The following is a 22,325-nucleotide window of genomic DNA, read 5'->3' as shown; positions in this document are numbered from 1 at the left end:
TGTTGCTTATTTAACTTTAACAGCATCCCAATCATAGATTTCTCCACGGAACGTTCCGCTATCGATATACAAAACATTTCCTTCGCGATATCTAACGGAATATTCTGGAGTTCTCATGTCATCCGTGATCTTGGCGCCACCAACCCAGTTCGTTGCCTTTGGACCACGCAACTTGATGATGTCATCTTTTTGGATGTCGTTGCTTCGAGCATATTCGATGTCATGTTCGTAAACATTGCCACCCCAATCAGCGCCCACCGGCTTAATGTATATTGTTCCGTCTACGTTTAACCAGTTAACAATATACTCAGACTTGAAGCTGCTGATAGTAAAGTTTGAACTTCCTTTCCACGACTTAGCACCAGATGTTAACCGTACCTTGTCGCCTACTTTGAATTTCTTAGACCGTTTATCTGCTGTCACTGTTGCTTCCTCCTTTTGTGCTGGTTTAGATGCGATAGTCGTATTCAAGATATCTTGCACTAGTTCCTTAGCCACTTTGTCGTAGTTCGCTTTGAAGTAATCCATGTTTGCTTTATTTGTGATAAAACACAATTCAACTAGACGATAAGAAATACCGCGTTTGGCAAAAGTGTTCAAGTTTAATAAGTCATTGCGATTGTCGAACATAGTATTAGCTCTTAATCCAAAGTTGCGTTTGACGGTTTCCCCTAAACGTTTATCTAGCGCATCCGGATTAAATCCTTTAGCGATAATGATGTGTCCGCCTTTAGCTGAAGCACCAGCTGCGTCTAAGTGTAATTCGATAATATCCTTATAACCGCTGATAGTGCTCGCTTCACGGTTGGCGTACATATCTTGTTCGTAAAAATCAATTTTACCAGCTGCGTATTTTTTCAAAGAAACTAAAAACTGGCCACGCAACCATTCGGCTTCACTTGTACCGTTCCCAACTGCTCCTGGATCATATCCACCTTTTTTATTTTTACCGTGACCTAAACTAATTAATAAGTTACTCATTTTTATTTATCTCCTTTCGCTAATGCAAAACTATTCTTTATGCCTTCATATAGCCCACTTGCTGAAGCTCCACTTAAAAAACCTGCTAATGTATAGATAGCTATGTTCTGATTGAAAACACTACTTAAAATAGCCCCCGTTAGCATACCGATGACGATAGACAATAGCGGTAAATATTTGACGTTAACCACTTCTAATTGTTTAACCACTTGAATAGCAATAGCGATAATCGGAGCTAATAGTATTGCCGCCCCAATCGCATTGTTCATAATTTCTTCCATCATTGTTCCCTACCTTCTTTTAATTTTCTGATAATTTTTTCTAATTTAGTTTTGTCGCGTTTCATTCCCTCGATAATGTTTTTCAAGTTTTCATTCTCGCCTTTTTCCAGTTCCAATTCGGCATAGGCTTCTTTCAACTTGGCGTCTATGCGTTCAATTTCTTTATAAGCTCTGTCCAGCAAATCAATATCTGTCTTCTCTTTCCCACTTTTACGTGTGAAAAAAGCAGATAACAAACCCGCTGCTCCTCCTCCCCCGATCAATAAGACCAGTAACTGCTCAAGCGTCATATTTATAGTCCCCTTTCGAAGAGACTCTCAAACAAGCTACCAATACAAAAATCATGAAAATGTAATAGGGGTCTGGGTAACCTGTGCCAAAAGAATAAGTTATGCTGACAAATGAGAGTCCGCCCCAAATGGCGCTTAACATCCAAATAGATATTTTTTTAAGATACTTGTTTCGAGAAATAAGCCCAACTAGCTTGATTACTCCAGCAAACAAAAGAAATAAACCTATACCCTTTTCAGGTAGCTTACTTAGATAAGGCTCTGCGTGAGTAACCAAATAGCCATCTATTCTATAAATAAAATCACCGTGCAAGATGCTGACAGTTGCGATCGCATAACCCCAAAAATCGCTAGGTCGTTTACTCTTAGCGTGGATTAATTCTTTTTTTAACTTTGTGTTTTCCATGTTTCACCTCCACCTTTCGGTAAAATAAAAAGAGCAACCGGTTAGGGTAGCTCTTTGGTAATATAAAAAGGCTGCCCGAATAGGCAACCTTTCTCGTGCGTTTTAATTGTTTTGTCTGTTTTTATATTCTATAACAGATTCTTCGTTAACCCTCCAATATCGCCCGGCCTTAGTAGCAACTAATTGATTCTTATCTATCAAATCACGTACCTTATTAATGTTAATCCCCAGTATTTCAGCAACTTGTTTTGTCCAAAGCGTATAACGTAAATGGTTGTTCTGAACATCGAACTTTTCTTCTGTTTTTTTTATCTTCTTATCTTCTATTTGGCGAAATTTCTTTGCAGTTGCTTCTTCTACAATTTTATTTTCTCTATCTCTTTGCGCCGCAATACTTCCTTGTTGAACGTTCAAATACCGTCTGTCAGGTCTATAAGTCATAGCATACCTCCGCTCTATTATTATAGAAATTATACCTGATATATTCAAACTTCTCCAGTTCACTTAAGGTAACTAAAACAACAGAGTAACCATTTCTGGCCACTCTGTTGTCTATATTATTAAATTTCATTTTATTTCTTCTAAATCTTGGACATCAACCCATCCAAATTTATTGTTATCTAAAAATTGAATGTGAGCTTTCAGCTCTCCTTTATCTTCATTCTTTTTAAATGATCTGACAACTCCTATTTTATCTCGGTATTTCATTTTTATGTCTTTATAAGGAGAAATTTTATATTCTTTGTCGATATCTACAGTTACTTCTCTTAATACTTTACCATCATCAGTGATTTCAACTATCACTTTTTTTATTACATCTTCTTCATCTATGCCTACTTTAAAACCGTATAAAATCATTCATTTCATCTCTTTTCTTTATAGTATACTTAAAATATAACTATAAAGGTCTAGTTTTTCAACGTATATATTACACTGTGTATATTATTATCCCGCTAATTCTTTGACTAATTTAGCTTTTACTTGCTCAATAGTACTCCCCTGATTAAATTCCTCAGCTGTTAGCGCCACATTCCCATTAATATAGTTATCTCCCTGATTTACCGTACTAAAGTTAACGACTACCTTGCTTACTTCTCCCTCTGGCGTATATTCGAAATTAATTGTGTAAACTCGTAAATCTAACATATTATTTCACTTCTCCTTTTTCTTCTTTATTTTCGGTCGCTTTTAATTCCTCTAGCTCTACTTGCAAAGTGGCTACTGCGATTTTAAGATTAGCTACTTCCATTGCATACTCACTGATTACTGATTGAACTACTTTTTCATTCATTTATTATTTCCCCATTTCTAATATTTTTGTTTCTAACTCTTTTATCTTTTCTTCTAATTCATCATTTTTGAACGCTAATTCTTGAACGCCTTTACTATTCAGCATGATTTGCCTACTGCTATCAATTCCGTAATAGTCGTCTTCTTCTTCAAAAACCATTAGCTCAGGTGTGTCCTGTGCAATTAAACCAAATTGATTGCCAGATGGCTTATCGCTGTCTTTCCAGTAATATTCCACAAAGTTCCAATTTTTAATGGAATCCAAAACGATTCTTTCAGTTTCGACTATATCTTTCTTCAGTCGTCTATCTGATTGGTTCGATATGCTGTTACCGTCCATGTTTAAAGTTCTTCTGATTACAGCCTGATTCTGAGTAATAACTACTGTATTGAAAGTACTACTTCCATTAGTCCAACCTAAGTTAAGCTGAATTGGTGCTAAAATGTTCATTGAGCCGTCGCCTGCTTGTACTATACGGTTGGAAGAACCACCCCACATGATATCTTTAACGCCATTAATACTTGAAGCTCCTTGTATATGATTACCGTTGAAGTGTACCTGCTTTGAAAACTGAGTTCCCCAATTCGATATAATCAGGCTATTGCTTGTAATTGTCCCGTTTGTATATCCCATATTTATTTGAGCCGGTGACATTATATTAAGAATATTATCTGTACCTTGTACAATACGGTTTGAAGTGTTATGGAATAGAATATCTTGTACGCCGTTTATATGAGCAGCATTTTTAACTGTATTACCACCGACATTTAATGTTGAACGCAAGTTTAAATCCGTCCAAACATCTACGAATGGCGCTAGTCCATCTTGTCCGCCACCCATTGACATTCTGTAATAGAATGAACCACTAGAGTTAACTCCGAGTGAGACACCGTTATAAGAACTTATCTCGATACGGGCATCTCCTGAGTTATATTTAACTGAAGCATTACCACCAGATTCAAAGTAAATACCATCCTGTGTATATCTAGCCGTTTTGCCTAAAACATTAAGCTCTAAACCGACACCGCTCAGTTTGAACATTGAGCGTACAGAACCATTATTTTGTAAGTTCTCAGCATAGATGGTATCAGGGTTAATTTTCATGAATGTGCCACCATATGAATGGGTAAATGTACCGTTCATAGCTAACTCTCCGCTGGTCAGAACTGCATTCCCTTTATTTCTTATCGCCCCGTCGTAGCTATAATCAAACGGTGATACTATTTTTATACCTGTCATTGTTCCAGTAGTAATTTGACTAGCATCTAAGTTGATTAATTTAACATTAGCAGCGTTAATGGTTCCAGCCGTTATTTTGTCAGCCGCTAAAGCCGTTATAGCAGCACTTGGAATAAATGCTTTTCCTGAAAAAGTAACAGTAGCAGCATCTAAATAAAGTTTGCCTGTCTGAATTAAAATGTTGCCTGATTGTAAGTTAATTTGAGAAAGTAATTCCCCCGCCTCAACAACCTTTTCCCAAGCTAGCCATGCTGTACTCGCCGCATTACTTACTCTTTGATAAACCCCGTCAGCAGATTCAGCCGTTTGGGTAACAAGCCCACCACTGCTACCACTCCAAGGTACTTTAGTAGTTAGCTGAACATAGGTAGAAGAGCCTGGCGCACCTACAACAGTTCTTGTTTTAAACTCCCTGACTTCTTGATTAGGGTAGTTCGTAAAATACCAAGATGGAATTTGATTTGTTGCCCTAGTGTCTTTGATTTTCTTGTCTAAAAGAATAGCATCCGTAACATCTTTAGCGACTACTCTCAAATTAATAGCACTGTCTAGCTGGGTCATCTTACTGTTATAAGTTGCGGATTCCACTTTAGAGCTGATTTGAGTTGATAGCTGAGTGATTTGCGACTTATCCGCCTTACTTGCTACAGTCGTTTGAATACCGTTAATATTTGCATCTATAGAAGTAAACTTATCTATAGTCGTATAGTCCATATCAGTAACATCGTATGCTGTCGAATATGCTAAGAACCATTCTACAGGATTAGCTACTGTGCCAACTGCACCACTAAGATAAAAGTGCCCACTGTTTGAAAATGAGCCAGTGCTTCCGCATTGAATTACTCTAATGTACTCTTCGTATTTACCTGTGCCGACATTTGAGGTAATTATTTTATCTGAATTACCTGTACCCATAGCGTTTGAGGCGGTTAAAAGCGTATATCCAACAGGTATTTTTGCAATAATTCTGATAACAAATTTAGCATTTGCTCTTCCGTCGACTCTTTGGATAAACCCACCAATTCCTGGAGAGGCTGTTCCTGTTGTCCTTACTTGTAAAGCATGAGTCGATGTTGTAGGTGCATCAGATGGTTTTGCTATGCGTGTAACTGTAACCGTACCATTTCCAGAGTTATTATATAGAGTAATACCGTTATTACCTTTCCTGAAAGTGGGGTCAGTGTGTAGCATTTTTCCGTTTGACATTGCTTGAGCTAAACTAGCAGCCGTATCAACAGCGTTACTAACCTGTGTAATTTGAGTACTTAAACCATTAGCTGTAGCGTTTAAGGTAGTCTGATTCACATAGTTTTTACCAGCTACCAAACTATCAACTTGCGCTGAGGTTAATCTAGCTGAAATAGCTGTAGCGTTTGCGCTAATCTGATTGGTATGAGTATTTACGGTTCCAGTTAAAGTATTGACTGCACTAGCCTCCGCTTTAAGTTTTAAACCATCAGCGTTTGCCTTAATGTCAGTCGTATGCTTATCTACAGTACCCTTAACCGTATCAACTAGGGTTTTATCTGCCTTTAGTCCTAACCCGTCTGAGGTAGCCTTAATTTGACTGGTATGTGTGTTTACAGTGCCATTAATGGTATCGACTAAAGACTTTTCAGCCTTTAAAGCAAGCCCATCTGAAGTAGCTTTAATTTGTGCGGTATGAGTATCAACCGTACCTTTTACAGTATCTACAAGACTTTTATCCGCTTTTAACCCTAAGCCATCCGCTGTAGCTTTAATCTGGCTCGTATGAGTAGCGACCGTTCCATTTAAGGTATCAACTAGAGCCTTTTCAGCTTTCATTGCTAATCCGTCAGCTGTCGCTTTAATATCAGTAGTGTGTTTGGCAACTGTCTGATTGATTATATCCGTTACTGTTTTGTCAGTCTTCAAACCTACCGCTGTAGCGTTTGCTGTAATATCTAAACCATGCTGGGTAACAATTCCTTTGATAGTGCTGACTTCTGTTTTATCTGCTTTTAAACCAACAGTTTGAGTTAAATTGTTATAAGAAGTGGTTAACTTACCTGTTTCAGTTTCTGCTTCTGTCGCCTTACTTAACGCTTGCCCCGCTTTGTCTATAGCTGTCCCTGAGTTAGTTAAAGAAGTCTGAGCGGTTGTTAAAGCTGTGCCTGCATTCGTTTTGGCGGTGTTAGCCGTTCCAATAGCCGTACCTGCATCTGTAACAGCTTTATTAGCATCTGATATGGCTTTAGTGGCATCTTCTTTGGCTTTTTCAGCATCTACCTTAGCAAAGCCTGCCTCTTCTATAGCTTGGTCTGCTTTTTCTACCGCATCGTTTGCTGATTTTTCCGCTTCTTTTATTTGCTCGATTGCTTCTTCGACTTCTTTAGCCACTTTATCTATATCAGCAGTGGATATCTGAGGATCCCAAAATAAGTTTCCATCTTTATCTTTTTTGTAGATCAAAATTTCTTTATCTGGACCAATTATTTTAAACCATAAATCTCCTTCTTTTGGATTTACTGGTTCATCAATACCTTCATAAACCACATTGCCACCTGCAGCATCAATTCGTGCATGAATCCATTCAATCTTTTGCTGTAGAGGGCTTTTGTATTGGTAAGTGGCATCGGAATGAGTAACTGTTTCGGCACTGCTCTTAGCTGACAAACCACCATTAAAAGAGAGTGAGTAACTAAGATTAGGCGTTTTAAATTTATTTCCTTGTAAATCTTCTACTTCTATCCAATTACCAGCTTCTAGTACCGGATTTCCTTGCCAACTCAAAGAAAACGGATAATAATTTATGGTTTGGATTTTTTGATAAATTTTGTCCAACAGAAATTTAGTCATCACTCTATTTTCTAAAACAACTTGATTGCCCGCTGTGTTGCCACTTTGAATAACTGTATCACTATCATCATTCGTACAACTAATTCCGCCTAAACGAAAAAAGACCTCGTTTTTTACGAGACCTTTCGAAAAGTAATTATCTGGTGGAATAGCAAAGTTTGGATCAGATAGTGTTCTGATTTCCAGTTTTCCATAACGATCAAATGTAGCGAAACCTGCTTCAAATTGAGCGATTAATCCAATAGCTTCACGATACGTATATCCTTCTGGTTTAGCTATTACATCGGCGCTTAACCGGTCAAATGTATAAGCAACTGCGATCCCTGCTTTGTTGGCTATCTCTAGTGCTACTTCACGAATTGCTGCAGGATAATTTAAAGACGACACATAAGTGCCGCCCATCATCACCATTCTATCCATACACTCAATCGTTGTTTTATTATTGTTGCGGTCCATTTCAATTGCATCATTGATAACGAAAACACCCATAGGCACGTATTCAATCTTTCCGTTAGCTAATTTAATACCAATTTCATAGGTTACTTCATCCAATTCTTTTAAGCCTTCTACTAATTCACTAAACGTGATTTTAATAGAATTTGAATACGTTGATCCAATCGCAAAAACTTCACCTGATAAACTTCCAGCATCATAATCAACAGAAATAACATTGTTGTTATCAAACGTTCGATTACCTATTTTTATTCGTACATAAATAGTTCTTTCATCTTTCATAAATGCGTTTCTTAGTTCATTGCTTACTGTTAACACATAACATAACCTCCTACTGTTCGATAAAGTTCATTGATAACCCTTCCCACTTCATTGATTTGTATTTGTCATTCCAGGAGTATGAAGGAGCTGATCGGTCTCCTACATAAAATGTTCCTGTTCTTTGTCCACCCGTCATTGCATCTGGATAGCTGACAGAAAAGAAAGAAACATTGACCGCTTGTAGAATAGAGGATATTTCTCCATCGCTAAGCGGACCCCATTCTAATTCTATTTTACGAATACCTGTCCGGATAATATCTCTCGTCATTTTTCCTTTTGCATTACGAGTTGATTCTCCATCTAAATCCATAACGCCAAAGTTGAATGATTTGGGTTGCTTTACTGAAGCGCCATTTATTGCTAATGATCCAGCCAAAAAAATACCCCCTTTCTACATAATGATTTGCGGTTTACCAGTTTTCTTCGTTTGTTTATTGATACTTTTTATGGCTATTCTTCCGAATGTATCGGAATCAACAACCATTGTTACTTCAATTGGTCCAGTATCATCGTTTGAATTACCTTTCTCACTCATGACCATAGTAATTGCTTTCTTAACTGCATTACTCATGGAATCGGCCATGCTTTCCAATTTATCGCCACTTCCAGAACCGTCAAATGATTCGCCACCAAAAGCAAACGATTCATAAGAAGGCTGTAAAGCTGTTGGCATTGTTAGATCGCCGAAGTCCATTCCCATATAATCTAGCGACTGAGCGATTAATTCGAGTGCTCGACTAGGTTTAGTTAAAGGAATAATCATCTCATCGTTGTTTCCTTCGCCTACGCGAATCATTTGTTCTTGTCTGATTAAACCACCGTTTTCGTAACCATGGCCATGACCGATAACGTTTAACATCCTTGACGAACCGTAACGGTTTTTAGCATAGTTAATAGCCGCTAGAGAGTTATCGTAGCCGTTGAAAATATTGCCGTAACCTTTATGTTTGTACGCGTTAAAAGTAGCAGAAATGGTTTGTAGTAAACCTTTTGCCAAGTCACCGGTTCTATTATTGATGTCACCGATATTTCCTTGAATGGCTTTTTCATTTCCGCCAGACTCAGATTTAACTTGTCGTAACCAAGCGTTTGTATAGGTGTCATTTGTTGGCAAGCCGTTCTTAGATAATGCCCTTTGGATAGTCGAACGCCATCTTTCGACCCCACTACCAGCAGGTGCTGCACTACTAGCTGCAGAAGACGTTTCTGGATCAATTGGTGTACCGTTTTTACGTACTTCATAATGGACGTGAGGGCCTGTACTTGCACCAGTATTCCCCATTAGCCCAATCTTTTGACCAGCTTTAACGCTATCTCCTTTAGAAACTAATGCTTTTGATAAGTGACCATAAATATAATCATAGACACCTTGTTTCATATTCACCCATGTTCCATAACCCGAACCAGAATTACCAGCTTGTTTAACCAAACCAGAAGTTTGAGCATGAATAGGGTGACCGATACCTTGACCTCCGCCATAATCGACACCAGCATGAAGCTTTCGTTGACCTGTGATTGGATGCGTCCGATAACCGAAATCAGATGTCTTAACCAATCCCGAGAAATTGACTCCCCCGGTTCCTGCTGGCCCTTTAGCTAATAACCCTTTGACCATATTCATGGCTCCACTAGCAACAGTAGACACTGCACCTTTAGCCATAGACAGCCCTGGTTCGGCTACTTTAGCTAAATTCGTAAACTTGTCAATACCCGCTTCGATCAATTTAGACGGATTAGAAACGTAATCCCAAATGTCTCCTGTAATATCTTTTGCTTTTGACCACGCTGAGCTACCGAACTGTTTGAGTTTGCCCATCGTCCCGTTTTTGTAACGCGGGATATTACTCATCATTTTGCTTGTAGAATCACCATCTAAGACTTGTGAACCTTTTTGAAGATCCAATAAAACGTTACGTCCTTTAGGTATAAACGAGTTCCCATCAGGAGTTGTTATTAATTCAGAATAGTTAGATCCTCCAGCATCGTTAACCAAAGCTAATCCACCTGGATGACCATCCGTTCCTTTTGCATAACTGATTGCTTTAGGTGCCCATTCGGCTATCTTATTCTCTGAGCCTAACTTGCCTAGTACCCAGTTAACACCACCAATTGCACCGTTTACGCCTTTTTTAATGCCGCCAATCAAGCCGTCCATCAAACTACCTGCAGCTTTTTTCACTGCGGAAATGCCATCTTTCAAGCCTTTAGCTATTTTTCCAGGTAAACCAATAGCTCCGTCTACGACATTAGAAAATCCTTTTGACATCGTATCTTTAATACTCGTCATAATCTCACCAGTTTTAGACTTCATGGTAGACCAAGCTGTAGACATATTATTTTTTGTGATAGTAGCACTGTTTGATACTGAATCTCTTAAATCCGAAAATTTAGTTTTTGCAGCGCTACTAATTTCTCCAAATCTTGTAGAAGTGTTTTCGGACATTTCTTTCCACTTACCAGATGCTGCATCATAAGCAGATTTTGCTTTTTCCGTAACCTTGGAACTGACTCCATCCCATGTTTCTTTTGTCTTGGTTCCTACTTTTCCGAACCAACTTGTAGTAGAGCTGTACATCTCGCCCCATTTTGTTGATACCCAAGAACCAGCACTTTTTGCATTTTTTACAACGGAATCAGAAATGTTTGCCCAAGAATCTTTCGTTGATTTTTTTATAGAACTCCATGTTTCGCTCGTTTTCTCCTTGGCTCCGTCCCATTTTTCAGAAACCCATTTCCCTGCAGCAGATGTAGCATTAACAACTGAATCCTTCACGGCTGTCCATGATTTTTTGGCCCAAGCAGATACTTCATCCCAATTTTTATAAAGGAGTACGCCAGCTGCAATGAGTCCAGCTATAACGGCTACAACAATCCCGATGGGCGAAGTAAGAAACGCTATTGCTCCGGCTAATACGCTTGTAACTCCTGCAGCAATGCCCGCGACAATATTCCAAGCTCCCACGGCTAATGTAACTAGTCCCCAAGCTAATGCGAAGGAACCTATAACGATAGCCATGACCTCTACCGTTTTTTGATGCTCATCAATCCAATCGCTGACACTTGTTAAACCGTCGCTTATATCCTCTAGAACACTCACGATGACTCCACCAGTCCATGCAGCTAATGGTTCTAAAAACTTATCAAATAGCCATTTCCCTAAAGGTTTCAAAGCATTTAGAACGCTATTCACCACATCGATAGCTCCTGATAGAATGTCTAAGAAAGTGGGTATAACATTGGTGATAGTAAATCCAGCAATCGGCAACAGTACGTTTTCATAAAACCATGCCAATCCATCACCAATGTTTTGTGTCAAAGGTTCTATTGATTTTAATAGCCCATCGATCGAATTTAACAGCGGTGTGAAATCTAATGTTTTAGCCCAGTCAGCCGTTGCTTTAGTCATTTTGTTTATAGTTCCCAAAATGATGTTGATAATACCTAATATTCCCGACATGATAGACGTTCCAACATTTCCTTCTTGCCACGCTTTCGAAAATTGAGAGGCTAGGTTGCCAATGACATTAAATATATTCGTGAAGATTTCCAAGATATTAGCAGCAATCGCTTCTCCAGTTCCATCATTCCAAGCTTCTCTGAATGAAATGGCGATCTGATGTAACAACTCTAAAACTTCATTAAATGCATCGAATATAGACTGGATGAGAGCCGTTCCTCTTCCTTCGTCATTCCAAGCATCTTTAAAGGCTTTTGCAATATCTCCAATAATGTTTAAAACATCCGCTAATAGAATTAATAGATTACCAACAAATCGTTCTCCAGTACCATTCTTCCAAACTTCCATAAAACTCTTACCGATAGAAGAAATCAATCCGCCTACTTCGCCTAAAGCATATTTCCAAGCATCCATGACCTTTTGGCCGTGTTTGTCCCATGCTGCTTTGATTGGCGCAAACAAATCTTTTAGAACAGATTTGAATTTGTCAGCAAACGAATTAACCCATGCCGGAATACCAGGATCAGCAATACCGAAATCAATACCATTAGCAGGACCTGCTAACTTTTCATCGTCTTTGTCAGTTTTAAAATCAAGTGTGTTGATTTCGTCAAATCCAGCTAAGACATTTTGGAATTTCTTCACTTTTTCTTTTGCTTTATCCGCATTAGCCCCTGTATCGCCCATTGCTGCTATGTTTTCATTCAAAGCATTTGCACCTTTTTTAGCTGCACTGTAAGTTGTTCCAAATAACGTAGCAATAAATGAAGCCATATAAGCTGTGGCTTTAGCTAACCACGAAATTAAAGCATTCAAGGCAGGCATCGCCGCTTGGTAAATAGGATAGAAAGCTGTAGCCAGATTAACTTTCACTTCATTTAAGGACTTAGAAAACTGTTCGTTTGACAGAACGGCTTTCCCCATATAAGAAGCCATACCAGCAAACGCTTTGTATGCTAAACCAGCAATAATCAAACGCCTCACAAACGAATGAAGAGTTCTATTTACTGCATCAAATGGTTTTTGCATCGGCTTAGAATTTTTTGACATGTTTTTACTTAGTTTATTGAAAGATGAGCCAAATAACCCTATTTTCCCTTTGCTCGAATCAACAGATTTCCCGACTTTATCAACATTTGATGCCGCTTGGCTGTAACTAGACGTATCACCAAGTTTGGTATTCAGTTTTTCTACAGCAGGCGCCAACATTTTAACTCTATCTTCTGTCTGAGCATAGGCTTGTTGTAAACCATCATTTTCCGCAATCAGTTTATTCATCGCAGTAGTTTGTTTTTCAATCAAGGCTGCCGTTTTAGCAGAAGACTTGGTTTCTCCACTATCTTCAAAACCACTTCCAAAACTTCCTACTGGTTTTAATTGATCGGTATAAGTAACTTGTAACCCTTTGATTCTAGAACGCATGGATTCAATTTGGCTTTCGTTTTTAGCCATTGCATTTGTGATTGTATCTAATTGGGTAGGTAAAGCAGCAAACTCCGACCTCATACTACGTGCTAAATTTTCTGCAGATGTTTGGTAACGTGTCATAGCTGCTTGTGCATTCGCTATCTGTTCATCAAATCGAACCACGCCACTGGTATCGCCAACACTTGTAGCTGTTTGTCGTTGCGTTTTAAGGAAGGCTAACTTCTCTTGTTGTGATTTAGCTTGCATCATTTTCGCATTGATATCTTTAACAATCGCATCAACATCTTTGTTTACTTGTGTACGTGCTTTAGCAAACCCTTTAGACATGTTTTTACCTGTATTAGCAGTTGCTCGTTCTGTTACTTTTTCCATAGTAGCCATTTGTTTCTCTAACGTGCTATTCATCTTTTCTAGCTGTTTTGTCAAGTTAGCTGTACCTTTATCAATGTCCATGTTCTTTTCGGTTTGATCCATTGATTTGCCTGTAACACGTTCAATTTTTCCCATCATGTTATTAATTGAAGGCAATATTTTATCAATACCAGCTTGAACCTTCTCTGTATTCATCTCTAGCACGACTTGTAGCGTCTCTAAATCCATTTACTCACCTCCCATTCGTTTTCTACGTTCTTTCGTGGCTTTAATTTGCATAGCTTGTTGCATCATCAGCGCTTTATCAGATTGCCAATTGTCTGGATTTGGTGCAGGTTGTACGACTTTCCTTACTTTTTCATCTACTAGATACGGATAATGTTTTTCTGCAGTCGGCATCTTGCTTGGATCATTAAATGCGTACATGTTTAGTTGTGCTGCTTTATAGTCGAACATAGCCTTTTCTTTTAATTCGGTTTCACGCTTTCGTTTATTTGATTCAATTTGTGACATAATCTCGCCGAATGTCATCATCCAATAATCAGTAGCTGGGATTCCGTAATCAATTGCTGCAGGTTCCATATCGTTTAATAAATCCGTGACCCTTTTATAGGTTTTTATTCCAGCAGGCTGCTGTGTTCCTCTAGATCCGCTTCCGGTTCCTCTAGCGTTACTAATCCCCCATCTAGGTTCTCGTTTTCCTTCTCTGTCTTGCCGAAAAAACCGGATTCTTCCAGTAATTCTTGGATAGTAGTCATTAAGTCGGTTGTACTGTTTCCGTCACCTAAATAAATATCTAATAAGTCATACATATCTGCTTCCTTGATGCCGTGACCGGTATTAGCAGCATGTAAAATCAACAGCATTTCGCCTGTTTTAGGGAATGTCATTTTTCCGTTATCAATAAATAGTGATAATAAGTTCTTGTTTAATTTGTTCTCAATTTGAACAATCGTCTTTCCATCCAGTCGTAACACCAATTCTTTTCCACCGAAATAAACCTTTTTCGTTTTCAATAAAGTAGCCATATATAAGTTCCTCCAATTTTTATATAAAAATAAAGAAGACTAGAATGAACTAGTCTTCCGTTAAATATGTGATTACTCCCTCGTCTTGCCTATTCCTCTTCAGGTTCAGGTTCAACTTCTTCGGGAACCTTAGGGTGCAGGCACAAAGTCAGGCCCTTTAGAAACAACGACAACAATAGAGAACGCTAAAGCTCCGTTGATTTCTGCACCGCTATAGATTGTTGAGAAGCTACCAGTGAATGTGAATGAAGTGCCGTCTGGGTAAGTGATTTTCCAGTCATACACAGTGTCTAGTTTTTCAGCTGCTTTTAATGTGTTAAAAACAGTCTTACGATAAACGGCTGCAAAAGTTAAGTTGTCTTGGTCTTGCAACCCTTTAATGTATTTACGGTTAGAATCCGCAAGAGTCGTGACATCTACACGTTCTGGTTCTGAACCGATATCTGGAATAGAAGTTACTTCATCAATAGTTGTGTATTCTCCAGCTCCTCCACCGGTTGGTTTGTAGCCTAATGTTGTTCCTTTTGATAACAGACCTGCAGGATCATCAGCGAATAATTGAATGTTCATTTTTTTTAACCCTGTGCTGTGTAATAGTTGTTTTTTCATGTTTAATTTCCTCCTGTTTCTATGGTTGATAAACTTGCCTTGTTTCGTTATCGACGATTGCTTTAAATTCGCGTGTTACTCGAATTAATGAAGCTGTATTTGAATCTACTGTGCTTCCTACAAAACCAATGCTTTGCATCTTTTCAGACACTTTCGAGACGATGGACGTTAAACTAGTATCAGCGTATAAATCAATCGTGACCGTCCATAATGTTTGCATCTCATTCTTATTTGCATCGATTGCGTAAGGTGTTTGAGTCGTTCGATAAATAGCGCTAGGAAATGTCGTCCAAATCACTGGGTATTCCGTTGCTACTTTTTTAATTTCAGGTATTTCTTTTAATAAATTAACGATGATAGGCTTGATGTTGATGACACCCATTATCTAAGCCCCTTTCTTAATCGATTGGTTACATGACGTTTAACAATTTCTTCTGAATCTTTTGTTCCAGACTTCAAAGCTGGATAGAGCCATGGTCTAGAAGGTTGCCCGCTTGTTTTGTAGAACTCTTTCCCTTTGATTGTGATCTTAAATATGCCATATAAGGCTGTTAAATCTTGGTCAACGGAATCTACCGGAAAAAACCAAGGTGTTTGCGTGTAAACCGGATGAATGCCTTCTGGCAAGTCTTTTTGAGAAGCTTCACCGTTAGGACCTGTTCCAAATTCTCTGAATATCCCAGTTTTTTTATCCGTCCATACCCGTCCTGTACTGCTGCCTTTTCCATTAGTAGCTACTTCCGTTTTTAAACTTCCAACTAGTTCACCACTAGCATGCTTAACGCTTGAAGAAAGGTTGCTCTCTGCATCTCCCCTTACCAATTCGACTATTTCTTCATTGGCACTTTCAACAGCCTTAGAGACCAAATTTGGTATTGATTTCATTTGCTGATTAAACTTGCCTAAACCTCTAATTTCTACACCCATTGCATCAAATCCTTTTTAGCGTGATATTCAAATGAGTAGAATAAGGTTGAATTGATATCACTTCATAGTCAGGTTTTAAGTTTGGCGAAATAATCTTTTTATTCATGAGCGGATTAATTGAATCATCATTTCCCACTAACGAATGTACTAAGCAATTGAAATCTTCCAAAGTAAGTGGTTGTATAAGCAGTTTTGTGTATAAACAGATACCATCTTTTTCTTGGATAACCACCTCGCCTTGATACTTACAAGCTTTAACATAAGGAAGTTCTGAACCATACAGTGTTGCAGCTATTTGACCACCAGCGCTTTGTACGTTCATTTTCAACTCTATAGCTTCATTTGAATAGCCTTTGATGGAATTACCCTCATCATCTTCAATCTCTTGCCATCGCTTCAAATAGACAGTTACAAGGTCACGTTCCCTTAATCTCATGAAAGTTTCCTCGCTCTCGCTACACGATAGCCGTTCAATTGACTACGAATCTTCTTAGGGATCCCTTCTTCAAAAGATTGAGAGACGCCACCTTCTGACCGTGACGTCTCTCCTTCAACATCTCTTTGGTTAAATCGCAGTTTAGCTAAGTCTCGAATACTAGTAGCCATTCCGATGGCAGGATCTGTTCGATTGCAGTAGTTTAGAGCTTCTTGCTCTGCATCGTTAAAATCATCTCGTAACAATTCAGCTTCATCTGATAGTTTCTTGATTTCTTTATAACGTCTCAATAAGATCTCAAACTGTTTATCTGAGTCATATTTTTCCAATAGGACCACTCCTATTCTTCACCGTTTTTAGCTAATGTTAGTAAATCGTCTTTCTTAGCATCTTCATCAAAAGACACACCGTTTTTATTTAAGTGAACTTTAAGCTCTTCTTTGGTGTATTTATTTAACGGCTTATCTTCATCAGCTTCTCTTACATCCTCATCCATGATAAAAGGAACATTGAAGCTGTTCTTATTTGTTTCTAGCGTTTCTTTCCATTCGTCAGTCTGTTCTCTTTTGCTGTCTTTATGAGGATAAGGATCTCCAACCTCATACAAACGATCATTGTCTTCATGATCCACAAAAGTATTGATTACTTTGTAACCCATGGTTTACCTCCTTTTTTACTTAGCGTCTTCTAACAACACAAGTAAATCTTTCTTGGCCGCTTCTGCTTCATATTCAATCCCTTTTTCATCAAGTAAAGCTTGCAACTCTTCTTTTTTCAGTTTGTTTAAATCTTCTGGTTTATCAATGTCAGAAGTTTCTTTGACAACTAAAAAAAGAGCATCGTTATGATACTCTTTCTTTATTTCTAATTCTTTTCCTTTTTCGTAACGTTCGCCTTCATAAGATACCGGCATGTCTTTAACTTTAACAATCATGTTCAAATCCTCCTTTTAATTAAGCAATTGGTTGTGCTTGGAATACTTCGTCAGCAGCTGCAAATGATGGTAGAGCGACAGTAACAGCTTTTTCCCAAGTTGATACTGGGTCAGCACCTTCTTCATAAACAGCAGTAAAGACATTTCCGACTAAGCTAGTGTCAATCGACGGATCACGGGACAAGCGAATTTCTTCTGCTGTAGGTCCATAGATTGTTTCTCCCAACAAATCATCATTAAACATAACGAATTTGTTTTCAGGGAAGTAGCGAGCTTTTGTATAGCTGCCGTCTTTGTTTTGTTTCCGGTATTTTTCATCATAAGTGCGGATGACCGGCATTCCGTTAGATTGCATAAATGCGTCTAATTCAGCACGAGTCAATACTTTGCCAGTATCGCTACCAAATACAGAAGCTTTCACTTGAGGATGGCGTAACAAAGCATTCAATACCTTTTTAGATGTCAAAGCACGAGTTGGAGTTGTATCCATCGCTTCAATCCAACGATCAATGTCTTCCAAAGGTTTAGCTAGGGGATCTGTCCATAAATCTGTACCAGACAATGCTTCTTTATGATCAGCTGGCACATTATAGTCAATGGTTGCATCTAAGCCATTTTCATTGATTTTAATTTTACCGTTAGCTAATACTTCCATACGCATTAACTCTGTACGGGCATTTACTCCACGGACCAATACATCTAAGTCATTAAATACTTGACTCATTAAATATTGTTGTTCTGCCGGTGTACGAGGGTTTTCTAAAGCAATGATATCTTTTTCTTTTAACTGCATCTTACGTTTGATCAGCGCCAGTTCAAGCGTTGCCTTAGAAGCTTGACGAGAACCAATTTCAGATTCAGTATCAAACGCATGTACAGAAGCAATAATTGGTGAGCTTCCTCCACCAGTGATTTGCTCTAGTTCTAAACTTTGTGTTTTACGTGCGGGGAATAAGGTTTCACCAAGTAATACAGGTAATTCACGATTACGTGTATAGTCCAGCACTTCCTTTTGGTTAAATAAGTCTAAAATACTTTTTGCAGCAAAACGTTGTAAATTAATTTGAAAATACTTGTTTTTCTTCATAATGTTAATTTCCTCCTTCAATCCGTCTTAGCGGTATTTGATTTCTTTCATAGATGTTTTTGCTTCTTCAGATGGCTCAACTGGTAACCGCTCAGCGATCACATAGCCTTCAACAATAACGCCTACAGGTTGAGGTCCATCAGTCACATCAACTGGATTGATCGTGATACCTTCTGCTGTTTCGTCATTTGCTGGAAAAATACTTCCTGCTGGTAAAATCTTACGGCCATCATCACCTGCAGTCACCATTGACGTTTCCGCTTGTTTAGTGAAGCTGATAAAATGCGCACTTCCCATAAAATTAATTTCTTCTACTGTTTCTCTTTTTCCTACATAGACCATTATTTATTTCCTCCTTCTTAATCCCAAAATGATTTAGTTGCTGGTTTTGATTGTTCGTTTAATTGCTTGGCCATTGCTTCACCTTGGCTAATAGTAGTGCTTGTGTTCCCAGAACCTGGTACATCTGCTGATTGTGCTAACCGTTTATTTACGCCATCTTCAACTGATTTACGAAATGCTTTCTCAATAGCATCAATAGAAGCATTACAAGAATCTGCATCTGTAAACACGACAACATCGATCAATTCTTTTGGTAATTCCTTTTCAGCTAATTTTTCTAATGATTGAGCACGCAATTCACGACGAGTGATGTCTGCTTCTCGTTCATTGATTTTCTTTAATCGTTCTTGCTCTGTATGCTCAGCCTTTTGATCAGCTGTCATTTGTGCTAGTTTTTCAGCTTCAGTTTTAGCAGCTTCAATTGCTGTTGCTTTTTCTGCTTCCCATTTCACTTTAGCTGTCTCAATAGCCTTCGCTGTACGCTTATCCAAATAACTATCACGTTCAGCTTCTGAAGCAAATGTTAAAGGTTCGCCACCTTCTCCATTAGATCCCGGATCACCTCCGCCTAATTCTCCTTCACCGCCATTGTTTCCTGCATCCGCTCCAGGATCATCACCTTCAGCAAATAGTTGGAGTTTTAAAGGCATCAAATTTTTACTGTTTAATAAACTTTCTTTTAAAGACATTTTTGGCATGTTATTTCTCTCCTTTTTAGCCCATGAACATTTACCATTACATCAACTACTTACGCCCCATGAACACCGTAAGGCCCACACACAACGTATTTTCGCTTTTCGATATAAGTTATTAAACACTCACACACTTAGTTGGTTTCTAGTTGTTCTTTAGTGTCCGCAACAAGGAAAAGGACAATAAAAATAGCCACTCAGGAATGAGTGACTAGAGTGAATCAACTACAGCTTTAAATAGAAAATCTTTCGTACGTTGTTCAATTGGTAAATCATCATAAGGAACGATACAAGGATGAGTTTTTAATTCCACATCTTTTGTATCTCCATAAACCCAACCGTCTTCAACTTTATCTTTTAGCCAATTTTCATGTGATTGTTCTGGAGTTACATCGTTTTCTAAATGAAACAAAACCCCACTAACAGCGCTTTTCTGTTGCCAGTTCGGTGCTTCTTCCCATGTAGTTTGAGTATCATCACCAATCGATTCGCAATACGCTTTGTTGACGTTGTGACAAACTTTAGCAATTTGTTTGATTTCCATGTTTATTCCCCTTTTCTATTTAAATCAATAACGTTCCTAACAAAGCCACAATCCCAAAACAAGTGACTGTTACCATTCCAGAACGCAGCTTATCGTTTTCTCTTTCACCAATTGCTCCAAACATACCAACAAAGGTGATTAAAGCAATGAATAATCTGACAAACAACATTTAATCACCTCACAGTAGTTTTAAACTAGGTTTTCCATCTATGTCCTTATCAATCCGACTATCGAAATCATCGTACGTATCAATGATTCTTTGCTCCGTTGTTGTAGGGTTGTTTTTGTATCGTAGATAGCTGACAACATTCGCTATACCTTCTATAAAATCAGAAGTAGGCTCTATATCAGTTATAGATATTTCAATATCGACCATATGAACCTCCTAAAAAAGTGTACAAAAATAGCACCTAGCTCTTTAATTGGCTACGTGCTGTTAATCTTTGGGTTGATAAAAAGTGAATTCTATTTCGTTAAAAGCTTCTCTTATTGTCTTCCCGTCTTCAAAGATAGGAATATCTAATATTTCAGTGTAATCATCAGAATGAGTAGCTCCAATTTCTTTATCTGGGCTTTCTAATACAAAACATCCATCATCGTTATACCCTAGATAATAATGCTGTCCTTGATAAATAAATTCCAATTCATAGTTTATTTCTAAATCGAACAAGATATCATCCATTGTTGCCATTTTTCTCACTCCAATCCTCTACTATTTTTTCTGCAGTGCTTAATTCCCTTAAATTATTTTCTCTTTTTGTTGTTAGTTGGCCAGTCTTTCTTTCGTATGACGTCCAATCATGAATATGTGGCACAATTTTATGATGTTTAGGATTTCCGTGATCCGTATAATCAATATCAAACCTAGGTTGCCCTGTTTTACCATAAAACCTTCTTTGTTTTACTATTCCGTCTGACAGCAGTTCATCTGCAACAGAATTTGGTACAGAAGTAAAAGGTACTTTGTTTTCTGATTTTGTATATGAATTAGAAAAAGCATCTTTTTGCCACTTCACATCACGATATAGGCTCTTTAATTCAGTATAGTTATTACCTTCATTATACTTCATATCTTGAAAATCATCTAATGTTTTAGGTATGTTTTCCGCTCCAATTACTGATTTATATCGATTAAGTTGTGCTAAATCAGTATTGAAGTTCTTAACTTTCTTTCTGACAAGCTTTAGGTCTTCTTTTCCATGCTGATCAATTAGCATTTGTTCCCATTTTTTGTACGAATCTGCATGAGATATCTCAAATCGTTTCCCGGTTATTGGATCGTTAGCGAATCGTTTCCCGCTTAACGTCTTCTCGTTAAACCAAGCTCTTGCAACTGAGCGGCAAAAAGGATGGAATGGGCAATAGTTAACGCCAACTTTCGCTTCAGATACTTTATATCGCTTTCCATCTTGATCCTGACATATCTTTGAAGTCCTTAAGTCTAACGTAGCCACAATGACATAATACTCAACGCCTTGTGCTATCCAACCTTTAAGCTTTCCTTGGCCAGCCATATAGTTTGCTTCAGTTCTAATCAAACGACGAGCTACACCCCTAGAAACGTCAAAAACCTTTTGAATCTCTTTAACCATATCTCTTTCAGACATACCTGTCATTGCTTCAACAGTAAAAAGTTCTTCCAGTTTTTTTGCTAGTAGATCCGTATCACTCCAAATTCGTTTAGAATAGTTAGATCCTTGCCAGTTTGTATCAAGAACGTTCCGGACTTGCTTAGTAGACATTTCCTTGAATTCTGGAATGTCTTTGTCATCTTTAAGTTTAATCGTTTTAATTTTCTTATTCGTTTCAGAATCTCTGAGAACAATAAATGAATATTTATCATTGAATGTATAAGTTGGGTATCGGCCATCATCGTATAATCTTAAAGCTGATTCAGACTTACCAATGATCGCTTCAGCACTAGCTTGGTTATAAGCTTCTTTAATAACGTCAATATAATAGTCAGTAGAGCGACTAAGTTGTACGTCTGCTACTTGTTTCGATACTAGGTAAGACTTTGCCTTCAAGTCTTCTAAACGGCTGATACGGCTCTTTACTGCTAACCCGGTTAAATAGTTTTGCATTTGTTCTTTAACATCTAAGTTCTTTACAGTTTTGATCAGAGAACTTAATTCTGCAATTTCATTTGGGCTAGCTGAAGTGTTTAATATCTGTTTAACATCTGCCTCTGATAAATCGGTTTTAGCAAGGTAACGTCGATATATCTTTTTGACTTCATCCGTTAAATAAGACTGAGCTTTTTGATAGGACCTCATAATCTTGTTTTCAACAACGTTCAATTCTTCATGAACCTTTATGTCTTGATCAACTGCACGTCTATCCCAGTAAGGTAGCTTCTTTTTCTTTTTAGCCATTTAGTCACTATC

General features: G+C 38.1%; 28 protein-coding genes. All 28 read right to left on the bottom strand.

Annotated features, from left to right (window positions below; all coding sequences use genetic code 11):
- Nucleotides 1–6: 6 nt before the first annotated feature.
- The 28 genes from NY10_RS00670 to NY10_RS00545 all read right to left on the bottom strand — a co-directional run bounded on the left by NY10_RS00670 (nucleotide 7) and on the right by NY10_RS00545 (nucleotide 22,313).
- Nucleotides 7–981, bottom strand: a complete 975-nt coding sequence (locus tag NY10_RS00670; RefSeq protein ID WP_058918179.1) for an N-acetylmuramoyl-L-alanine amidase — start codon at nucleotides 979–981, stop codon at nucleotides 7–9.
- A gap of 2 nt (nucleotides 982–983) precedes the next feature.
- Nucleotides 984–1,265: a holin gene (locus NY10_RS00665; RefSeq protein ID WP_058918178.1), complete on the bottom strand. Its 282-nt coding sequence runs from the start codon at nucleotides 1,263–1,265 to the stop codon at nucleotides 984–986.
- Nucleotides 1,262–1,552, bottom strand: a complete 291-nt coding sequence (locus NY10_RS00660) for an acyl-ACP--UDP-N-acetylglucosamine O-acyltransferase family protein (protein ID WP_058918177.1) — start codon at nucleotides 1,550–1,552, stop codon at nucleotides 1,262–1,264. Before NY10_RS00660 ends, NY10_RS00665 begins: the two co-directional genes overlap by 4 nt.
- On the bottom strand, nucleotides 1,542–1,958 hold the full coding sequence (locus NY10_RS00655) for a hypothetical protein (RefSeq protein WP_058918176.1): 417 nt from the start codon (nucleotides 1,956–1,958) through the stop codon (nucleotides 1,542–1,544). The genes NY10_RS00660 and NY10_RS00655 overlap by 11 nt, the downstream gene beginning before the upstream one ends.
- A gap of 102 nt (nucleotides 1,959–2,060) precedes the next feature.
- Nucleotides 2,061–2,399 (bottom strand): helix-turn-helix domain-containing protein, encoded by a 339-nt coding sequence (locus NY10_RS00650; RefSeq protein WP_058918175.1) that lies wholly within the window; start codon nucleotides 2,397–2,399, stop codon nucleotides 2,061–2,063.
- 126 nt (nucleotides 2,400–2,525) lie between these two features.
- Nucleotides 2,526–2,816 carry a hypothetical protein gene (locus NY10_RS00645; RefSeq protein WP_058918174.1) on the bottom strand — a complete coding sequence of 97 codons (291 nt, stop codon included), beginning with the start codon at nucleotides 2,814–2,816 and terminating at the stop codon, nucleotides 2,526–2,528.
- Between the two features lie 87 nt (nucleotides 2,817–2,903).
- Complete coding sequence (locus NY10_RS00640; RefSeq protein WP_058918173.1) at nucleotides 2,904–3,104, bottom strand: hypothetical protein; 201 nt, start codon at nucleotides 3,102–3,104, stop codon at nucleotides 2,904–2,906.
- A 1-nt stretch (nucleotide 3,105) separates the two neighbouring features.
- Nucleotides 3,106–3,249, bottom strand: a complete 144-nt coding sequence (locus NY10_RS12515) for a hypothetical protein (protein ID WP_156413242.1) — start codon at nucleotides 3,247–3,249, stop codon at nucleotides 3,106–3,108.
- Nucleotides 3,250–3,252: 3 nt separating this feature from the next.
- A complete protein-coding gene (locus NY10_RS00635; protein ID WP_058918172.1) occupies nucleotides 3,253–8,079 on the bottom strand; it encodes a tail fiber domain-containing protein in 4,827 nt (1,608 codons plus the stop codon).
- A 13-nt stretch (nucleotides 8,080–8,092) separates the two neighbouring features.
- The gene (locus tag NY10_RS00630; protein WP_058918171.1) at nucleotides 8,093–8,458 is read right to left on the bottom strand and encodes a DUF6711 family protein; all 366 of its coding nucleotides are present in this window, start codon (nucleotides 8,456–8,458) and stop codon (nucleotides 8,093–8,095) included.
- A gap of 15 nt (nucleotides 8,459–8,473) precedes the next feature.
- Nucleotides 8,474–13,567, bottom strand: coding sequence for a peptidoglycan DD-metalloendopeptidase family protein (locus NY10_RS12925; protein WP_058918170.1), 5,094 nt, complete (start codon nucleotides 13,565–13,567; stop codon nucleotides 8,474–8,476).
- Nucleotides 13,568–13,921 (bottom strand): hypothetical protein, encoded by a 354-nt coding sequence (locus NY10_RS00620; protein WP_058918169.1) that lies wholly within the window; start codon nucleotides 13,919–13,921, stop codon nucleotides 13,568–13,570.
- A gap of 35 nt (nucleotides 13,922–13,956) precedes the next feature.
- Nucleotides 13,957–14,367 (bottom strand): DUF6096 family protein, encoded by a 411-nt coding sequence (locus tag NY10_RS00615; RefSeq protein ID WP_058918168.1) that lies wholly within the window; start codon nucleotides 14,365–14,367, stop codon nucleotides 13,957–13,959.
- 129 nt (nucleotides 14,368–14,496) lie between these two features.
- Entirely contained in the window at nucleotides 14,497–14,976 is a 480-nt protein-coding gene (locus NY10_RS00610) for a phage tail tube protein (protein WP_156413241.1), read from the bottom strand.
- A 19-nt stretch (nucleotides 14,977–14,995) separates the two neighbouring features.
- Nucleotides 14,996–15,358, bottom strand: a complete 363-nt coding sequence (locus tag NY10_RS00605; RefSeq protein WP_058918167.1) for a hypothetical protein — start codon at nucleotides 15,356–15,358, stop codon at nucleotides 14,996–14,998.
- Complete coding sequence (locus tag NY10_RS00600) at nucleotides 15,358–15,903, bottom strand: hypothetical protein (RefSeq protein ID WP_058918166.1); 546 nt, start codon at nucleotides 15,901–15,903, stop codon at nucleotides 15,358–15,360. Before NY10_RS00600 ends, NY10_RS00605 begins: the two co-directional genes overlap by 1 nt.
- Before the next feature lie 4 nt (nucleotides 15,904–15,907).
- Nucleotides 15,908–16,339, bottom strand: coding sequence for a hypothetical protein (locus tag NY10_RS00595; protein ID WP_058918165.1), 432 nt, complete (start codon nucleotides 16,337–16,339; stop codon nucleotides 15,908–15,910).
- Nucleotides 16,336–16,668 (bottom strand): phage head-tail connector protein, encoded by a 333-nt coding sequence (locus NY10_RS00590; RefSeq protein WP_058918164.1) that lies wholly within the window; start codon nucleotides 16,666–16,668, stop codon nucleotides 16,336–16,338. The genes NY10_RS00595 and NY10_RS00590 overlap by 4 nt, the downstream gene beginning before the upstream one ends.
- A gap of 11 nt (nucleotides 16,669–16,679) precedes the next feature.
- A complete protein-coding gene (locus NY10_RS00585) occupies nucleotides 16,680–16,997 on the bottom strand; it encodes a hypothetical protein (RefSeq protein WP_058918163.1) in 318 nt (105 codons plus the stop codon).
- Nucleotides 16,998–17,012: 15 nt separating this feature from the next.
- On the bottom strand, nucleotides 17,013–17,273 hold the full coding sequence (locus tag NY10_RS00580) for a hypothetical protein (RefSeq protein ID WP_058918162.1): 261 nt from the start codon (nucleotides 17,271–17,273) through the stop codon (nucleotides 17,013–17,015).
- Between the two features lie 19 nt (nucleotides 17,274–17,292).
- Nucleotides 17,293–18,360, bottom strand: a complete 1,068-nt coding sequence (locus tag NY10_RS00575) for a major capsid protein (protein WP_058918161.1) — start codon at nucleotides 18,358–18,360, stop codon at nucleotides 17,293–17,295.
- Between the two features lie 27 nt (nucleotides 18,361–18,387).
- On the bottom strand, nucleotides 18,388–18,702 hold the full coding sequence (locus tag NY10_RS00570; RefSeq protein WP_058918160.1) for a hypothetical protein: 315 nt from the start codon (nucleotides 18,700–18,702) through the stop codon (nucleotides 18,388–18,390).
- Between the two features lie 17 nt (nucleotides 18,703–18,719).
- Entirely contained in the window at nucleotides 18,720–19,400 is a 681-nt protein-coding gene (locus NY10_RS00565) for a DUF4355 domain-containing protein (protein ID WP_058918159.1), read from the bottom strand.
- Nucleotides 19,401–19,605: 205 nt separating this feature from the next.
- Nucleotides 19,606–19,938: a RyR domain-containing protein gene (locus NY10_RS00560; protein WP_058918158.1), complete on the bottom strand. Its 333-nt coding sequence runs from the start codon at nucleotides 19,936–19,938 to the stop codon at nucleotides 19,606–19,608.
- Between the two features lie 19 nt (nucleotides 19,939–19,957).
- On the bottom strand, nucleotides 19,958–20,107 hold the full coding sequence (locus NY10_RS12510; protein WP_156413240.1) for a hypothetical protein: 150 nt from the start codon (nucleotides 20,105–20,107) through the stop codon (nucleotides 19,958–19,960).
- 9 nt (nucleotides 20,108–20,116) lie between these two features.
- Entirely contained in the window at nucleotides 20,117–20,314 is a 198-nt protein-coding gene (locus tag NY10_RS00555) for a hypothetical protein (protein ID WP_058918157.1), read from the bottom strand.
- 60 nt (nucleotides 20,315–20,374) lie between these two features.
- Complete coding sequence (locus NY10_RS00550) at nucleotides 20,375–20,629, bottom strand: hypothetical protein (RefSeq protein ID WP_058918156.1); 255 nt, start codon at nucleotides 20,627–20,629, stop codon at nucleotides 20,375–20,377.
- The gene (locus NY10_RS00545) at nucleotides 20,613–22,313 is read right to left on the bottom strand and encodes a minor capsid protein (RefSeq protein WP_082664141.1); all 1,701 of its coding nucleotides are present in this window, start codon (nucleotides 22,311–22,313) and stop codon (nucleotides 20,613–20,615) included. Before NY10_RS00545 ends, NY10_RS00550 begins: the two co-directional genes overlap by 17 nt.
- Nucleotides 22,314–22,325 lie beyond the last annotated feature (12 nt).

Origin of the sequence: Carnobacterium sp. CP1, assembly GCF_001483965.1 — a bacterium.
GTDB lineage: Bacteria > Bacillota > Bacilli > Lactobacillales > Carnobacteriaceae > Carnobacterium_A > Carnobacterium_A antarcticum.
The sequence above is the reverse complement of the archived record's forward strand: the minus strand, read 5'-3'. Positions and strand labels throughout refer to the sequence as shown.

Coding starts and splice junctions, on each gene's coding strand:
- NY10_RS00580 (WP_058918162.1), bottom strand. CDS start 17,273: ATGATTGTTAAAGTTAAAGACATGCCGGTATCTTATGAAGGCGAACGT.
- NY10_RS00575 (WP_058918161.1), bottom strand. CDS start 18,360: ATGAAGAAAAACAAGTATTTTCAAATTAATTTACAACGTTTTGCTGCA.
- NY10_RS00645 (WP_058918174.1), bottom strand. CDS start 2,816: ATGATTTTATACGGTTTTAAAGTAGGCATAGATGAAGAAGATGTAATA.
- NY10_RS00560 (WP_058918158.1), bottom strand. CDS start 19,938: ATGGAAATCAAACAAATTGCTAAAGTTTGTCACAACGTCAACAAAGCG.
- NY10_RS00565 (WP_058918159.1), bottom strand. CDS start 19,400: ATGCCAAAAATGTCTTTAAAAGAAAGTTTATTAAACAGTAAAAATTTG.
- NY10_RS00660 (WP_058918177.1), bottom strand. CDS start 1,552: ATGACGCTTGAGCAGTTACTGGTCTTATTGATCGGGGGAGGAGGAGCA.
- NY10_RS00610 (WP_156413241.1), bottom strand. CDS start 14,976: ATGAAAAAACAACTATTACACAGCACAGGGTTAAAAAAAATGAACATT.
- NY10_RS12510 (WP_156413240.1), bottom strand. CDS start 20,107: ATGTTGTTTGTCAGATTATTCATTGCTTTAATCACCTTTGTTGGTATG.
- NY10_RS00545 (WP_082664141.1), bottom strand. CDS start 22,313: ATGGCTAAAAAGAAAAAGAAGCTACCTTACTGGGATAGACGTGCAGTT.
- NY10_RS00595 (WP_058918165.1), bottom strand. CDS start 16,339: ATGAGATTAAGGGAACGTGACCTTGTAACTGTCTATTTGAAGCGATGG.
- NY10_RS00555 (WP_058918157.1), bottom strand. CDS start 20,314: ATGGTCGATATTGAAATATCTATAACTGATATAGAGCCTACTTCTGAT.
- NY10_RS00605 (WP_058918167.1), bottom strand. CDS start 15,358: ATGGGTGTCATCAACATCAAGCCTATCATCGTTAATTTATTAAAAGAA.
- NY10_RS00640 (WP_058918173.1), bottom strand. CDS start 3,104: ATGTTAGATTTACGAGTTTACACAATTAATTTCGAATATACGCCAGAG.
- NY10_RS00620 (WP_058918169.1), bottom strand. CDS start 13,921: ATGGAACCTGCAGCAATTGATTACGGAATCCCAGCTACTGATTATTGG.
- NY10_RS12925 (WP_058918170.1), bottom strand. CDS start 13,567: ATGGATTTAGAGACGCTACAAGTCGTGCTAGAGATGAATACAGAGAAG.
- NY10_RS00615 (WP_058918168.1), bottom strand. CDS start 14,367: ATGGCTACTTTATTGAAAACGAAAAAGGTTTATTTCGGTGGAAAAGAA.
- NY10_RS00585 (WP_058918163.1), bottom strand. CDS start 16,997: ATGGGTTACAAAGTAATCAATACTTTTGTGGATCATGAAGACAATGAT.
- NY10_RS00570 (WP_058918160.1), bottom strand. CDS start 18,702: ATGGTCTATGTAGGAAAAAGAGAAACAGTAGAAGAAATTAATTTTATG.
- NY10_RS00650 (WP_058918175.1), bottom strand. CDS start 2,399: ATGACTTATAGACCTGACAGACGGTATTTGAACGTTCAACAAGGAAGT.
- NY10_RS00670 (WP_058918179.1), bottom strand. CDS start 981: ATGAGTAACTTATTAATTAGTTTAGGTCACGGTAAAAATAAAAAAGGT.
- NY10_RS00600 (WP_058918166.1), bottom strand. CDS start 15,903: ATGGGTGTAGAAATTAGAGGTTTAGGCAAGTTTAATCAGCAAATGAAA.
- NY10_RS00665 (WP_058918178.1), bottom strand. CDS start 1,265: ATGATGGAAGAAATTATGAACAATGCGATTGGGGCGGCAATACTATTA.
- NY10_RS12515 (WP_156413242.1), bottom strand. CDS start 3,249: ATGAATGAAAAAGTAGTTCAATCAGTAATCAGTGAGTATGCAATGGAA.
- NY10_RS00550 (WP_058918156.1), bottom strand. CDS start 20,629: ATGGCAACAATGGATGATATCTTGTTCGATTTAGAAATAAACTATGAA.
- NY10_RS00655 (WP_058918176.1), bottom strand. CDS start 1,958: ATGGAAAACACAAAGTTAAAAAAAGAATTAATCCACGCTAAGAGTAAA.